At 53.0% G+C, this 14,188-nt stretch carries 15 protein-coding genes; 11 read left to right on the top strand and 4 right to left on the bottom strand.

Annotated features, from left to right (window positions below):
• Positions 1-16 precede the first annotated feature (16 nt).
• The 3 genes from AFK63_RS10085 to pfkB form a co-directional block, all read right to left on the bottom strand.
• Positions 17-877, bottom strand: coding sequence for a fructosamine kinase family protein (locus tag AFK63_RS10085; RefSeq protein ID WP_038863364.1), 861 nt, complete (start codon positions 875-877; stop codon positions 17-19).
• Between the two features lie 96 nt (positions 878-973).
• Positions 974-1,270, bottom strand: a complete 297-nt coding sequence (gene ghoS, locus AFK63_RS10080; RefSeq protein ID WP_038863363.1) for a type V toxin-antitoxin system endoribonuclease antitoxin GhoS — start codon at positions 1,268-1,270, stop codon at positions 974-976.
• Positions 1,271-1,322: 52 nt separating this feature from the next.
• Positions 1,323-2,252: a 6-phosphofructokinase II gene (pfkB, locus tag AFK63_RS10075; RefSeq protein ID WP_038863362.1), complete on the bottom strand. Its 930-nt coding sequence runs from the start codon at positions 2,250-2,252 to the stop codon at positions 1,323-1,325.
• 294 nt (positions 2,253-2,546) lie between these two features.
• Between pfkB and AFK63_RS10070 the strand changes: the two genes are divergently transcribed.
• The 7 genes from AFK63_RS10070 (at position 2,547) to AFK63_RS10040 (ending at position 9,439) form a co-directional block, all read left to right on the top strand.
• The gene (locus AFK63_RS10070) at positions 2,547-3,305 is read left to right on the top strand and encodes a DUF481 domain-containing protein (protein ID WP_038863385.1); all 759 of its coding nucleotides are present in this window, start codon (positions 2,547-2,549) and stop codon (positions 3,303-3,305) included.
• Positions 3,306-3,580: 275 nt separating this feature from the next.
• Positions 3,581-3,808 carry a hypothetical protein gene (locus AFK63_RS10065; RefSeq protein ID WP_038863361.1) on the top strand — a complete coding sequence of 76 codons (228 nt, stop codon included), beginning with the start codon at positions 3,581-3,583 and terminating at the stop codon, positions 3,806-3,808.
• A 520-nt stretch (positions 3,809-4,328) separates the two neighbouring features.
• Positions 4,329-5,834 (top strand): glycine betaine/L-proline transporter ProP, encoded by a 1,506-nt coding sequence (proP, locus tag AFK63_RS10060; RefSeq protein ID WP_038863360.1) that lies wholly within the window; start codon positions 4,329-4,331, stop codon positions 5,832-5,834.
• Positions 5,835-6,187: 353 nt separating this feature from the next.
• Positions 6,188-7,021, top strand: a complete 834-nt coding sequence (locus AFK63_RS10055; protein ID WP_038863359.1) for a manganese catalase family protein — start codon at positions 6,188-6,190, stop codon at positions 7,019-7,021.
• A gap of 147 nt (positions 7,022-7,168) precedes the next feature.
• Positions 7,169-7,618, top strand: coding sequence for a hypothetical protein (locus AFK63_RS10050; protein ID WP_038863358.1), 450 nt, complete (start codon positions 7,169-7,171; stop codon positions 7,616-7,618).
• A 181-nt stretch (positions 7,619-7,799) separates the two neighbouring features.
• A complete protein-coding gene (gene eco / locus AFK63_RS10045) occupies positions 7,800-8,309 on the top strand; it encodes a serine protease inhibitor ecotin (protein WP_038863356.1) in 510 nt (169 codons plus the stop codon).
• 683 nt (positions 8,310-8,992) lie between these two features.
• Positions 8,993-9,439, top strand: coding sequence for a GNAT family N-acetyltransferase (locus tag AFK63_RS10040; protein WP_038863355.1), 447 nt, complete (start codon positions 8,993-8,995; stop codon positions 9,437-9,439).
• Between the two features lie 143 nt (positions 9,440-9,582).
• On the opposite strand, the gene AFK63_RS10035 is transcribed toward AFK63_RS10040, so the two are convergent.
• Complete coding sequence (locus AFK63_RS10035; protein ID WP_038863350.1) at positions 9,583-10,524, bottom strand: LysR family transcriptional regulator; 942 nt, start codon at positions 10,522-10,524, stop codon at positions 9,583-9,585.
• Positions 10,525-10,618: 94 nt separating this feature from the next.
• On the opposite strand from AFK63_RS10035, the gene AFK63_RS10030 reads away from it, so the two are divergent.
• The 4 genes from AFK63_RS10030 (at position 10,619) to rpmI (ending at position 14,142) form a co-directional block, all read left to right on the top strand.
• Positions 10,619-11,095 carry a GNAT family N-acetyltransferase gene (locus AFK63_RS10030; protein ID WP_038863348.1) on the top strand — a complete coding sequence of 159 codons (477 nt, stop codon included), beginning with the start codon at positions 10,619-10,621 and terminating at the stop codon, positions 11,093-11,095.
• 277 nt (positions 11,096-11,372) lie between these two features.
• The gene (gene thrS, locus AFK63_RS10025) at positions 11,373-13,301 is read left to right on the top strand and encodes a threonine--tRNA ligase (protein ID WP_038863346.1); all 1,929 of its coding nucleotides are present in this window, start codon (positions 11,373-11,375) and stop codon (positions 13,299-13,301) included.
• A 3-nt stretch (positions 13,302-13,304) separates the two neighbouring features.
• Complete coding sequence (infC, locus tag AFK63_RS10020; protein WP_015741001.1) at positions 13,305-13,847, top strand: translation initiation factor IF-3; 543 nt, start codon at positions 13,305-13,307, stop codon at positions 13,845-13,847.
• Positions 13,848-13,944: 97 nt separating this feature from the next.
• On the top strand, positions 13,945-14,142 hold the full coding sequence (gene rpmI, locus AFK63_RS10015; RefSeq protein ID WP_001124225.1) for a 50S ribosomal protein L35: 198 nt from the start codon (positions 13,945-13,947) through the stop codon (positions 14,140-14,142).
• The last annotated feature ends 46 nt before the right edge of the window (positions 14,143-14,188 follow it).

The following is a 14,188-nucleotide window of genomic DNA, read 5'->3' as shown; positions in this document are numbered from 1 at the left end:
CCGCGGCGCGCGTCTTTTATACTCCCACGACCTGTGTTAGCGCCTTTTGCGCGGCGACCAGATGCTGGCCGCCGAAGAGCGTCGCGCGGTTGAGCAGGGTGTAGAGCTGATAGAGCGGCTGGCGCTCCAGAAAACCGGCGGGCAGCGGCATCACTGACTGATAGCCGTCGTAAATTTGCGGCGGCTGTTCCGGATGGAGCGGCAGCATCGCCAGATCGCATTCGCGATCGCCCCAGTAACAGGCCGGATCGAAAATATAGGGGCCATCTGGCCCCAGCGCGCAGTTGCCGGACCATAAGTCGCCGTGAAGCAGCGAAGGCGCGGGCTGGTGGGAGACGAGCTGTTGATGGACGGCGTCGACGATGCGGTCGATATCGCCGAATTCCATGCCTTTTTCCGCCGCCAGCTCAAGCTGCCAGCCGATGCGCTGCTCAGCGAAAAAGCGCGCCCAGCGCCGCTGCCAGGCGTTGGGCTGCGGCGTGGTGGAGAGCGTGTTGTCGTAATCCAGACCGTACTGCGGCTGTTCGCTCCACTGGTGCAGGCGCGCCAGTTGCTGGCCGAGCAGAAAGGCGTTGTGGGCGTCGAGCGGTTTGGGAGGCAGATACTCCAGCAGCAGAAAACTGTATTCACGATCGCTGCCGACGCCGATAACGTCTGGCACCGTGACCGTTTTACTGCGCGCCAGCAGGTTAAGCTGATCGGCTTCTGCGGTGAAGCAGGGCAGCAGCGTGACATCATCGCATTTGACGAAAATATCGCGTCCGGCCCAGTGGATACGCCATGCGGCATGGATTTCGCCGCCCGGCAGTTCGGTTCGCTGGCGGATTTCACCGGCGCCCAGCTGTTCGTTTAACAAACGCGTAATGGCATGCCACATGATTACTCTCCCAGGTTTCCCGTCAAGAAAGTCAGCTTAACGCGCCCGCGCGCCTGAAAATCTGCGCGGACGCACAACCTGCCGTGTGCAATGGCGCTAAGAGAGGGCGCTGTCGCGCAGCCAGTCGTCGAATGTCACAACGTTCACTTCAGGCTGCTGGCCAAGCGCCGCTTCGCCAAGCCCCTGCGCGAGGTCATGCACGTCGTCTTTACTGAGCGCGCTCACCAGGCCGAATGTGTTGGTGCCGAGCTCGTGGATTTTCCCATCGTCGTCGGCGAGCGTCAGCAGAAAGCCGCCGCGCGTCAGGTGATTATTGAGCTCGTTAATATCGGTCAGGCTTTTTTCATGAAACTTTACGGTGACGACATAGCGGGTCACTTCTCCATTACTCATGGCGAACCTCATTGTCAGAGTGAAATGCCAGCCCGACGGGCTGGCCGGAATATCAGCGTGTAAGCCAGTGGTAGATGCGCTCGGTATTTTCCTGCGAGCAGAGCCGCGTGCCCTGATTGATGGTGGCGGCGCTGCCAGCGGCCACGCCGTAACGCACCATATCAAGCAGCGGCGCGTCCTGCGCGAGGCGCAGCGTCATCGCGCCGACCATGCTGTCGCCCGCACCGACGGTGCTCTGGCTTTTCATCGGCGGCGGCACGACCTGGACACAGTCGCTGCCGTCCACGCCGAGCGCGCCCTGCGGCCCCAGCGACACCACGACGCGGCGGGCTTTGCCCTGCTGCACCAGCTCCATCGCGGCCTGACGCACGTCATCCGGCGCGCTCAGTGAACGCTTCACGAGCGCCGCCAGCTCTTTCTGGTTCGGTTTCACCAGCTCGATATCGCCCACCTCCAGCGCGGCGGCCAGCGCATCGCCGGAACTGTCGATAATCAGGCGAATGCCCTGCTGGCGGGCCGCTTTAATCAGTTGCTGGAGTTTCTCGACGCTGACGCCGGGCGGCAGACTGCCGCTGATGACCAGGATAGCCCCGGCCTCAATGGCCAACACTTTTTCTTCAAGCTGACGGAATTCGTCATCGGTGATCGTGGCGCCCGGCATAACGAAGCGGTACTGCTCGCCGCTCGACTCCACGTGCACATGAAGGTTCTGGCGCGTCCAGTCGCGGGCAGAGACCGTGTCTGCCGCGACCTGTTCGTCGTTAAGGAGCGCAACCAGATGCTCGCCCGTCGCGCCGCCAGCCGGGAAGAGGGCAGTCGCGCTGCCGCCCAGATGAACAATAGCGCGCGCGACGTTAATGCCGCCGCCGCCCGGCTCAAACACCGGGGCGCTACAGCGCAGCTTCCCTTCCGGGTAAATTTGCGGCGTGAGCGTAGCGCTGTCGAGCGAGGGCGCCAGCGTCAGCGTATAAATACGTACCATATCGCCTCCATTTTTTATGAGCTGCCCTAAGCGTAGCACCCGTCAGCCAGACGGTGGGTGAATAACGTGCTGATTTTACATATCTCCCGATTTAAATCGGACGGGCGGTCTTTATAAATAAAAAGGTATTTTTCAGAGTGCGCTTATTCTTAAATGTCGAAAGGAATTCATTGCTAAGCCAGAAGGCTCTTTTTATAATTCGTTACCTTTCTATGGGCGGATTTTATTGATCCAGAGAAAAAGTTACGGGACCGTAATGGTCCTTTTTTTTGTTGTATGGACCTGAAAATCAACATGAAGCTTTTTAAGACAGTACCCCTGGCAATGCTGCTGGCGGGTGGCGCGCTGCTGAGCCAGCACGCGATGGCTGATAATTCCGTTTTTACTGTCATGGACGATCCTTCCACCGCGAAAAAACCGTTCGAAGGTAATCTGAATGCGGGTTACCTGGCGCAAACCGGTAATACCAAAAGTTCTTCCTTAACGGCTGACAGCAACCTGACCTGGTATGGCAACACTACGGCATGGTCGCTGTGGGGCAACGCCAGCAATACCTCTTCTAACGACGAACGCTCTTCCGAGAAATATGCGGTGGGCGGACGTAGCCGTGTGAACGTTACCGATTATGACTATCTGTTTGGCCAGGCGAGCTGGCTGACGGACCGTTATAACGGCTATCGCGAGCGCGACGTGGCGACCATCGGTTATGGTCGCCAGTTCCTGAACGGGCCGGTTCATAGCCTGCGCGTGGAATTTGGTCCGGGTATCCGTTATGACGAGTACACCAACGGCGAAACCAAAACCCAGGGCCTGGGCTACGCGTCCGGCATCTACACCTGGCAACTGACCGACAACACGAAGTTCACGCAGGGTGTTTCCGTGTTCGGCTCCGAAGATACCAACGTCAACTCCGAAACGGCGCTGGACGTGGCTATCAACGAGCATTTTGGGCTGAAAGTCGCCTATAACGTGACCTGGAACTCCAATCCGCCGTCTAGCGCACCGGATCATACCGATACCCGCACCTCTGTGACGCTGGGTTACCGCATGTAAGGGCGCTTACGCAGATAATGCTAAAGGCTGGCGCTGCCAGCCTTTTTTATTCCTCGCTTTCTTTCTCGTTTTTTAGCAATGCGTGTCTTTACATCCTCGCGCACCTTTTTCAGCAATCGCTTTTCATTCAGCGCGTTACGTGTCAGTTCAGTTTCTTTGACGTCGGTCGACAAATAATTTGACTGTTTGTAAGTGTGATCTGGATCTACTATTTGCATACCGGTGGTGAATAAATCGTCACCCCATTTTTATGCTGCGATAAAGAGATAATAAAGATGAAGACAATCAAAACGACTGCCGCCGCGCTGGCGTTGAGCGTGCTTTCCTTCAGCGCTTTTGCTGCCCCGACTACCCCGGTCACGCACGATGATGCACCTTATGCCGGGTGGCGCGTAAGCGATATCGAAGCGGGCTCGAACATCCAGCCGGGCGCGGCCTCTACTGGCCAGTCAATGAATGACGCGTTTAACGCGCAAACGCTGGTCGCGGGCGACTGGTCCTGATGGCGAATTGTTTAACTCGCACGCGATAAAACCGGATCCTGCGATCCGGTTTTTATTTTTTTCATTCCTTTCTTTTATATATGACGCTCGGCGGTTTTATTGATAAACCGATTGCGTTCATTCTTATGTAAATACCATGCTGCGCCTGCCTGTGTGTTCACGCACTGGCTCCTCATGCTTACTGCTGAAAATATCCCCACCCAAATCAGGCATTTTTATCTGGCATTGCTTAGTTGGCTAAGGAAATATGCCGATTTACACACCATAAACGCGATAAAATAAACGTGTGAAGTTGATCACGAATTTGTTCGCTGTTAGGGTAAAGAAGAGTCAGGCATCTGAAAACGCAGGTAAGCACATTCAGATGTGTCATTACTAACGGCGGGAAGAGATCCTGCTACGCTCTTAAAGGAAGTCTCAGAAAGATAAGTCTTCTTTATCGCTAAGGAAGCGGACTGTGGGCGGCGTGTGGCGCATTTGCCATCTCCCGAGTCAAAGAGCGAATTCAATGAGGATGGATATGAAGCTTAAAAGAAAAAAAGTAGAACCGATCTCTTTGAGTGACGTTACGATTATTGATGATGCAAAACTTCGTAAAGCAATTACCGCAGCCTCGCTCGGTAATGCTATGGAGTGGTTTGATTTTGGCGTATATGGCTTTGTGGCGTATGCGCTTGGCAAGGTCTTTTTCCCCGATGCAAACCCCAGCGTGCAGATGATCGCCGCGCTGGCGACGTTCTCGGTTCCCTTTCTTATCCGTCCGCTTGGCGGGCTGTTCTTCGGTATGCTCGGCGATAAATATGGTCGCCAGAAAATCCTCGCCATTACCATTGTGATAATGTCCGTCAGTACATTCTGTATCGGGCTTATTCCATCCTATGCTTCAATTGGCATCTGGGCGCCGATTCTGCTGTTGCTGTGTAAAATGGCGCAGGGGTTCTCGGTGGGGGGCGAATATACCGGCGCGTCGATTTTCGTCGCGGAATATTCGCCTGACCGTAAGCGCGGCTTTATGGGCAGCTGGCTGGACTTCGGCTCCATTGCGGGCTTCGTGCTCGGCGCGGGCGTCGTGGTACTGATCACCGCAATTCTTGGCGAAGAGAACTTCCTGAACTGGGGCTGGCGTCTGCCGTTCTTCCTGGCGCTGCCGCTCGGCCTGATTGGTCTCTACCTGCGTCATGCGCTGGAAGAAACCCCGGCTTTTCAGCAGCATGTTGAAAAGCTGGAGCAGGGCGATCGTGAAGGTCTCCAGCACGGCCCGAAAGTCTCGTTTAAAGAGATCGCGACGAAACACTGGCGCAGCCTGCTGGCGTGTATCGGTCTGGTGATTTCCACCAACGTGACCTACTACATGCTGCTCACCTATATGCCAAGCTACCTGTCGCATAACCTGCACTATTCGGAAGCGCACGGCGTCCTGATTATTATCGCGATTATGATGGGTATGCTGTTTGTCCAGCCGGTCATGGGCCTGCTGAGCGACCGGTTTGGCCGCCGTCCGTTCGTGATTTTCGGCAGTATCGCGCTGATGGTGCTGGCGATCCCGGCCTTTGTGCTGATTAACAGCAATGTGCTTGGCCTGATTTTCTCCGGCCTGCTGATGCTGGCGGTGATCCTCAACTGCTTTACCGGCGTGATGGCCTCGTCGCTGCCTGCGATGTTCCCGACGCACATTCGTTACAGCGCGCTGGCGAGCGCCTTTAACATCTCGGTACTGATCGCAGGTCTTACGCCGACCGTGGCCGCCTGGCTGGTGGAAGGCACTGAAAACCTGATGATGCCGGCATACTACCTGATGGTTGTCGCAGTGGTGGGCCTGATCACCGGTCTGACCATGAAAGAGACCGCTAATCGCCCGCTGAAAGGCGCGACGCCTGCGGCATCGGATATTCAGGAGGCGCGCGAAATCCTGCGTGAGCACCACGACAATATCGAACAGAAAATCGAAGATATTGATAAAGAGATAGCCGAGCTGCAGGAAAAACGAACCCGTCTCGTCGACCAGCATCCACGCATTAACCAGTAATCCAAAGCCCCTCCGGGGGCTTTTCTTTTTTAGCGTGGCGTGAAGCGCGCTGCGTCACTTCTTTTACCCGTTGCCCGATAAATAATTTCGGCGCGTTATTTTCAGAATAGTTCCAAAACTTTACGGATGCGCCTTTCTGCGTGTCGCCTTGTCTTTGTTTATCCTGCTGAATGCACTGTTATTCGCTTTCCTGAAAGCGGTGCGGCTAACGCGGCGGCTACGTCAGCGCGGGGCTGTGTCTGGCTGCTTCGTTGTTGCAATTTATTCTCATTTGCATTTGCGCGCTACGGAAAAGCCTTCCAGGCTTGTTGGGGTCATCACTATTCGTTCCTTCACCCTGACAGGAGACATGCATGTTCCATCATTCCTCAAAGCTGCAATACCCGGTACGCGTCGAGAAGCCCGATCCCGAGTTCGCCATGCTGTTGCAACAGGCCATTGGCGGCGTGGAAGGAGAAATCCGCGTGGCGATGCAGTACTTTTTCCAGGCGATGGGCGCACGCGGCGATGTGCGTATTAAAGACCTGTTAATTTCCACTGCGACCGAAGAACTGGCGCATATTGAAATGCTCGCTTACGCCGTTGCCATCAATCTGGAAGGCGCGCCGCTTTCTTATCAGGAAGCGTCGGCGAAAGACCCGGTAGTTAACGCGATTCTGGGCGGGATGAATCCGCGACATATTCTCTCCTCCGGCCTGGCGGCGCTACCGGAAAATGCCAACGGCAAGCCCTTCGATATGAGCCATATTTACGCCTCGGGTAACGTGGCGGCGGATATGCTGGCGAACGTCACCGCGGAAGCCTCCGGGCGCGTGCTGGCCACCCGGCTGTATAACCTCACCGAAGATAAAGGGATGAAGGATTTTCTCTCTTTCCTGATAGCCCGCGACACCATGCATCAGCAGCAGTGGCTGGCGGTGCTTGAAGAGATGGGCGGGCTGAGCGCTTCGCTGCCTATCCCGAATAGCTTCCCGCAGGAGAGCGAAGCCAGTGAACATTCTTACTACTGCCTGAATACGTCGCTGGATAAACCGCTGCCGAAAGGGCGCTGGAGCGAAGGTCCGGCATATGACGGTAAAGGACAGTTTACCGCCAAAGAAGAGCCAGAAATTCTGGGGCAGGAGCCGGTGCTCGGCAATGCGCGTCCGGGCTCCGGCGCGCAGAATGAGCAGATCCTTGGCAAATAAGGCCGCGTCAGGGCAGGGAGCCCTGACATTTCCTCTCTTTTTAACCTTCCGACTGCTTTCATCCCGTAGCTAAGGAAAATCTTAATAGCTTGCTTCTGCAGGCCAGATTGTGAATGATCGCCGCAAGCACACCAGCAATGAATAACAATGAAAAGAGCTCTTATTATTTCCTGCTGCTATATCAGCAGCCTGGGGTCGGCCTGCTCGATGGTTCAGGGCCGCGAATATAATACCTGGTATGAAAAAGACGCGGTGTTATATGACATGACGCAAACGCCGGACGGTAATCCCGTCATGTTGAGCATTTCCCAGGCGGGTCGTCGTACGGCCAATATGGTGATTTCCTCTCTGACCGCCGGAAAATGTCCGGTGCAGGCGAAAACGCTCGAAATTAATAACGATATCGTTCCCGCTGAATACGTTTGCACGGAACAGGGCAGCGATAAAATTGAACACTATCTGGTTCGCGATGCGGACAGAGTAAATGCCATGGTGGAGCGGCTGCGTTCAGATTTCACGGTTATGAGTCAGCAAGAGATAAAAATTTGGGCGGCAAATATTAAAACGCCGAAATTTGGGATGACGCCGCGTCTGTGACGCTGGCAGAGCGTGTTTATTTACACTATGTAAAATAAATCGTACAGACAAATATTAGCGCCAGTTTGCATCTGGGTGACATAAAATTCTGCCTGTGAATAATAAGGTAGTGATTGTCACGGTTATTGGAATTGAGTTCAGTTTTTACCGTGAAGATAAAACCAGATGGAGAAAATCAATAATGAACAAAATTTCAGCGCTAATGTTTAGCCTGGCGGTAGCCGGATGCATGTCCACCAGCACGTTCGCCGCTAAAAAATCCGCTGAACCTCTTGCGGCATATCCTGCGGCGGAAAAGGGCATGGTTCGTCAGGTGATCACACTGCCTGCGCGGTCTGATGAGTCATCTTATAAAGTTGAACTGGTGATTGGGCAGACGCTTGAGGTCGACTGTAATCATCATCAGCTGGGCGGTAAATTCGAGCGTAAGACGCTGGAAGGCTGGGGATACGACTATTACGTGTTTGAGGCAGCGAAAAACGCCGACGGCTCCCCGATGTACACCTCGACCATGATGGCCTGCCCGGATAGCAAAAAAGAGAAAAAATTTGTTACTTCACACCCCGGCGACGCCGGCATGCTGAACTACAACAGTAAACTGCCGGTGGTGGTTTATACCTCAGAAAATATCGACGTGAAGTATCGGCTCTGGAAAGCCGATGAAACTCTCGGCGCCGCTGAAAAGCGATAAACCTGCACAGAGGATTTTCTGAGCCGTAAGGCCGTCAATTACGCGCGGCCTTGCGGTTGGGTTTATCTGGCACCCGTAAAGCTGGCGCGTTTACTCTCTCACCAGCCCATAGCAGCGCGATAGTCAGACGCGCTGCATTGTAGCCTGTCCATAAGCCGCCAGCCCTACCAGAACTGGCAATAAACCCCGTTTGAAGCCCTGCCGAAAATTATTTACTCTCGCAACGTTTGTATCTTCCCGACGGGTATTCTGACTGACCGCTGCCTTATTATGCTTTTCTGCGGCGCTTTGAATGACGCATGATGTATGACCGTTTGGGTGATAACACTTGCGCCGGCGTAAAAAGTGAAGGTCAGAAAATGAAAAGCAGTGATTACCGCTGGGAAGCTTGTTTCGGTTTGAACAGTCCGCTATTCATCAAACTCGTCCTGGTACTGCTTCTTGTTCTCTGCTGTCGTGATGTCTTGCGAAAAAGAAACAGCAGTCTTTAGCCGATGCCATCGACGATGCCGATGCACGGGAGCAGCGCGAGTGGCGCTATGCGCGCTGGGCGCTGAAGTGCGGACAGATAATCGCTACCGTGTATCTGTTGTGGTCTTTTGTCAGGGCGCTGTTGACGTAACCCTCTACCGCCGACGCGATTTTATTTATCCATGCATTAATGTCTTTGCGCAGGGCTCAGAATGAAAACTGTTTTTTCCGTTCTTAACGAATCTCATATCAACGCATGCGCGCATCTGTATTGTAAGGTCTACAAAGAGGCCCCCTGGTTCGAAACGCCTGAATTGCAGCCCGTGTGCAGCTTTATCCAGGAGCATCTGCGAAATAACTTTTTCAGGGGCTACCTTGCATGTTGTGACGATAACATCGTTGCGGTGAGTATCGGTTTCAGAAAGCCGTGGCCCGGCGGGGTTGAATATTATATTGATGAGTTTTTTGTCGATCCGGAATATCAGGGAAGGGGTGTCGGTACACAGTTGATGGATTTCATTAAAGCGCAGTCTTTAAACGAAGGGCTGAACGCGATTATTCTCAATACCCATAAAGCGTATCCATCCGATTTCTTCTACAGAAAAAATGGCTTCGATGAGCATGCGGGGTTAATTGTTCTCTCCACAACGCTCGGCTGACATTATCAGAACGCGCCATTGAGCATATCCCCGTGATGTGGCCCGTTATCCGCAGAGGCACTTCCTTCTGGCGCTGAGCAGGCTGACGCAGATGTATCGTCCGCCATGAAAACCTGGCGCGCCAACAGGGTTATGGGTATTGATTAACGAGGCGGTTGTTTCATGGAAACCCGCTCCGTGGCCAACGCTTGCAGAACTGTTTTAAGCCAGTCGGTCGCGCCTCGCTTGCCGCTTCGTTGATGCGAATAAATCTTTACTTCAAATGAGGGTATTTTGAAAGGTAATTCAAATAGCCTGATAGCTAATGCCGGGATCAGCTTCTCTGCGGCAATGCGGGGGATTGCCATAAGCAAATCGCTTTCTGCGACGATGAACGGCGCGCTAAGCATCGAGGGGGTTTTGATCGCTATCTGGCGTGAATACCCCATCTGTTCAAGCTGAGAATCCAGCACGCCTCGCTTTTCATTCCAGGGCGTCACCACCAGATGTCGGGCAGTCAGATAATCCTCAAACGTCAGTTGTGTCCTGCTGGCGTTGCTGATAACGACATACTCATCTTCGAGCCAGTTGATCTCCTCCAGCTCCGGATGACGGATATCCTCCGGTGTGCTGAACCCAAGCGCCAGATCCATCTCGCCTGCCAGTAGTTCATTCAGCGCCGGACTGTGTGGTAAATAGCGCAACTCAAAGCGCAAACCGGGCGCCTGGCACTGCAACCTGTGCATAAGGGCAGGGAAAATACAAAACGCGGTGAAGTCGGTAATGGCAATCTTCAAACACTCAGTACTACTGAAAGGTTCAAATTCAGGCTGCGGCGTCAATTCCTGATTGAGAAATTTTAGTGCCGAAGCAATGGAAGGCGCGAGCTGGGCGGCATAGACGCTGGGGCACATCCGGTGGCCTTCCCGGTAAAATAATGGATCATTGAGCGTGGCACGCAGTCGCGACAGCGCATGACTCAATGCCGATGTACTCATCGCCAGTTCATCGGCTGCTTTACGAACTGAACAGTGACGATAGATAGCGTCAAAAACAGGCAAAAGATTTAAATCAAGACGCCGCAAGGCGGGATGCATAATATTCATCGTTTAGTGATTTCATTGCACTTAATTCTTCGGACATTACCCCTTAAGCTTGGCGCTATCAATATCTGTCCATTATGAGATAACAGGAAAAGCAATGAGCTATACGATCCGTCCCGCCCGCCCGGAAGATGCAACGGCAATATTCAATATGATTTATGAGCTGGCTGTATATGAAAAAGCCCCACAGGAAGTGGTCACTACGCCAGACGAGATTCGGGAAACGCTCTTTGGTGAAGGCAGCAAAACTGAAGCGCTGATATGCGAGACGGAAGATAAAGCCGTAGGATATGCCGTTTTTTTTACCAGTTATTCCACATGGCTTGGGCGTAACGGTATTTACATGGAAGATTTATACATTTCTCCTGCGTATCGCGGCAAAGGCGCAGGAAGGGCCCTGCTAAAAAGCATCGCTCAATGCGCCGTAAAAAGGCGGTGCGGTCGTCTTGAATGGAGCGTGCTGGACTGGAACCAGCCTGCCATCGATTTTTATCTGAGCATTGGTGCGGTGCCACAGTCTGAATGGATACGCTATCGTCTTGACGGTGAAGCGCTGTTGACGTTTGCCGGGTAAAAGCGCCTGGCGTCGCTTTTTCGCTATACCCGGTGCTTATCGGACATGCCGGAGATGCGCTTATGGTCATCCTGGCATGGATAGCTTTATCCATTTTATTAGTGTTACCATAGCTATAGACGCAAAGCATAAAGTCATACGGAAAAGGCTTTACGTACCAAAGTGTGTACCAATTTGGCGAGTGTTGGTCAGATGGCTACATCACTTAATGAATCAAATACTTTTTAAATCATATGTGATCTTGCGTGTGGGTCACCACTGTGAATAAGGATTTATAATGCCTGTTATTACGCTTCCTGATGGCAGCCAACGCCATTACGACCATGCTGTAAGCCCTATGGATGTTGCCCTGGATATCGGTCCGGGTCTCGCAAAAGCCTGTATTGCTGGCCGCGTGAACGGCGAGCTGGTCGACGCTAACGATATTATCGAACAGGACGCCCAGCTCGCGATCATTACCGCGAAAGATGAAGATGGCCTCGAAATCATTCGTCACTCCTGCGCGCACCTGCTGGGCCATGCTATCAAGCAACTGTGGCCGCATACCAAAATGGCGATTGGTCCGGTTATCGACAACGGCTTCTATTACGATGTCGATCTTGACCATACCCTGACTCAGGAAGATATCGACGCCCTCGAAAAGCGTATGCACGAGCTGGCGGAGACCAATTACGACGTCATTAAGAAAAAAGTGAGCTGGCAGGAAGCGCGCGAAACGTTTGTGAGCCGCGGTGAAAACTACAAAGTCGCTATTCTTGATGAAAATATTTCCCGTGACGATAAGCCGGGCCTCTATCATCACGAAGAATACGTGGATATGTGCCGCGGCCCGCACGTGCCGAACATGCGCTTCTGCCATCATTTCAAGCTGATGAAAACCGCAGGCGCTTACTGGCGCGGCGACAGCAGCAACAAAATGCTGCAGCGCATCTACGGTACGGCCTGGGCGGATAAAAAAGCGCTGAACGCGTACCTGCAGCGTCTGGAAGAGGCTGCGAAACGCGACCACCGTAAAATCGGCAAGCAGCTCGACCTGTATCATATGCAGGAAGAAGCGCCGGGTATGGTGTTCTGGCATAACGACGGCTGGACCATTTTCCGCGAGCTGGAAACGTTTGTTCGCTCCAAGCTGAAAGAGTACCAGTACCAGGAAGTCAAAGGTCCGTTCATGATGGACCGCGTGCTGTGGGAAAAAACCGGTCACTGGGATAATTACAAAGACGCGATGTTCACCACGTCTTCCGAGAACCGTGAGTACTGCATCAAGCCGATGAACTGCCCGGGCCACGTGCAAATCTTCAATCAGGGTCTAAAATCATACCGCGACCTGCCATTGCGTATGGCGGAGTTCGGTAGCTGCCACCGTAACGAGCCTTCGGGCGCGCTGCATGGCCTGATGCGCGTACGCGGCTTCACGCAGGATGACGCCCACATCTTCTGTACTGAAGAGCAGGTGCGCGACGAAGTGAACAGCTGTATTCGCATGGTTTATGACATGTACAGCACCTTCGGCTTTGAAAAAATCGTGGTGAAACTCTCCACTCGCCCGGAAAAACGCATCGGTACGGACGACATGTGGGACCGCGCGGAAGCCGACCTGGCGGTTGCGCTGGAAGAGAACAATATCCCGTTTGAGTATCAGCCGGGTGAGGGCGCGTTTTACGGCCCGAAAATTGAGTTTACGCTCTATGACTGCCTCGATCGCGCCTGGCAGTGTGGTACCGTTCAGCTCGATTTCTCCCTGCCGTCGCGCCTGAGCGCGTCTTACGTAGGGGAAAACAACGAGCGCCAGGTGCCGGTGATGATTCACCGCGCGATTCTGGGCTCGATGGAACGTTTTATCGGTATCCTGACCGAAGAGTTCGCCGGGTTCTTCCCGACATGGCTCGCACCGGTTCAGGTCGTGGTGATGAATATCACCGATTCGCAGTCTGAATACGTTAACGAATTGACCCGTAAACTACAAAATGCTGGCATTCGTGTAAAAGCAGACTTGAGAAACGAGAAGATTGGCTTTAAAATCCGCGAGCATACTTTACGTCGTGTCCCATACATGTTGGTTTGTGGCGACAAAGAGGTCGAAGCAGGCAAAGTGGCCGTTCGTACCCGCCGTGGTAAAGACCTCGGTAGCCTGGATGTCAACGACGTAATAGAAAAGCTGCAGCAAGAGATTCGCAGCCGCAGTCTTCAACAACTGGAGGAATAAGGTATTAAAGGCGGAAAACGAGTTCAAACGGCACGTCCGAATCGTATCAATGGCGAGATTCGCGCCCAGGAAGTTCGCTTAACAGGTCTGGAAGGTGAGCAACTGGGGATTGTGAGTCTGAGAGAAGCTATCGAAAAGGCTGAAGAAGCTGGAGTAGATTTAGTTGAAATCAGCCCTAACGCCGAGCCGCCAGTTTGTCGTATTATGGACTACGGCAAGTTCCTTTATGAAAAGAGTAAGTCTTCTAAGGAACAGAAGAAGAAGCAAAAAGTTATCCAGGTGAAGGAAATTAAATTCCGTCCTGGTACAGATGAAGGCGACTATCAGGTAAAACTCCGCAGCCTGATTCGCTTTCTCGAAGAAGGCGATAAGGCCAAGATCACGCTCCGCTTCCGCGGTCGTGAGATGGCCCACCAGCAAATCGGTATGGAAGTGCTTAACCGCGTGAAAGAAGATTTGCAAGAACTGGCAGTGGTCGAATCCTTCCCAACGAAGATCGAAGGCCGCCAGATGATCATGGTGCTCGCTCCTAAGAAGAAACAGTAAGGCCTTCAAGTAGCATTGTCTGTGGAGCCTTTGGGCTTCACAGATTTTGTTCGCCTACGTTTCGTTTAATTAACAATGCGAAGTGGATGTAATTAAGATGCCAAAAATTAAGACCGTACGCGGTGCTGCTAAGCGCTTCAAAAAAACCGGTAAAGGTGGTTTTAAGCACAAGCACGCTAACCTGCGTCATATTCTGACCAAAAAAGCGACCAAGCGTAAACGTCACCTGCGCCCGAAAGCCATGGTTTCCAAAGGCGATCTGGGTCTGGTAATCGCGTGCCTGCCGTACGCATAAGCCGTTTAACTTTTAACTTTTTTACAGAATAGAAACAGGAGAGCAC

The organism is Cronobacter muytjensii ATCC 51329 (genome assembly GCF_001277195.1).
Lineage (GTDB): Bacteria > Pseudomonadota > Gammaproteobacteria > Enterobacterales > Enterobacteriaceae > Cronobacter > Cronobacter muytjensii.
Note: the sequence above shows the minus strand (reverse complement) of the source record. Positions and strands in the feature narration are given on the sequence as shown.

Bases quoted from the DNA above. Each gene is read 5' to 3' on its own strand.
- AFK63_RS10040 (WP_038863355.1), top strand. From the start codon at position 8,993: ATGAAAACTGTTTTTTCCGTTCTTAACGAATCTCATATCAACGCATGC.
- AFK63_RS10050 (WP_038863358.1), top strand. From the start codon at position 7,169: ATGAAAAGAGCTCTTATTATTTCCTGCTGCTATATCAGCAGCCTGGGG.
- eco (WP_038863356.1), top strand. From the start codon at position 7,800: ATGAACAAAATTTCAGCGCTAATGTTTAGCCTGGCGGTAGCCGGATGC.
- AFK63_RS10065 (WP_038863361.1), top strand. From the start codon at position 3,581: ATGAAGACAATCAAAACGACTGCCGCCGCGCTGGCGTTGAGCGTGCTT.
- AFK63_RS10055 (WP_038863359.1), top strand. From the start codon at position 6,188: ATGTTCCATCATTCCTCAAAGCTGCAATACCCGGTACGCGTCGAGAAG.
- rpmI (WP_001124225.1), top strand. From the start codon at position 13,945: ATGCCAAAAATTAAGACCGTACGCGGTGCTGCTAAGCGCTTCAAAAAA.
- AFK63_RS10035 (WP_038863350.1), bottom strand. From the start codon at position 10,524: ATGAATATTATGCATCCCGCCTTGCGGCGTCTTGATTTAAATCTTTTG.
- AFK63_RS10085 (WP_038863364.1), bottom strand. From the start codon at position 877: ATGTGGCATGCCATTACGCGTTTGTTAAACGAACAGCTGGGCGCCGGT.
- proP (WP_038863360.1), top strand. From the start codon at position 4,329: ATGAAGCTTAAAAGAAAAAAAGTAGAACCGATCTCTTTGAGTGACGTT.
- thrS (WP_038863346.1), top strand. From the start codon at position 11,373: ATGCCTGTTATTACGCTTCCTGATGGCAGCCAACGCCATTACGACCAT.
- AFK63_RS10070 (WP_038863385.1), top strand. From the start codon at position 2,547: ATGAAGCTTTTTAAGACAGTACCCCTGGCAATGCTGCTGGCGGGTGGC.
- AFK63_RS10030 (WP_038863348.1), top strand. From the start codon at position 10,619: ATGAGCTATACGATCCGTCCCGCCCGCCCGGAAGATGCAACGGCAATA.
- ghoS (WP_038863363.1), bottom strand. From the start codon at position 1,270: ATGAGTAATGGAGAAGTGACCCGCTATGTCGTCACCGTAAAGTTTCAT.
- pfkB (WP_038863362.1), bottom strand. From the start codon at position 2,252: ATGGTACGTATTTATACGCTGACGCTGGCGCCCTCGCTCGACAGCGCT.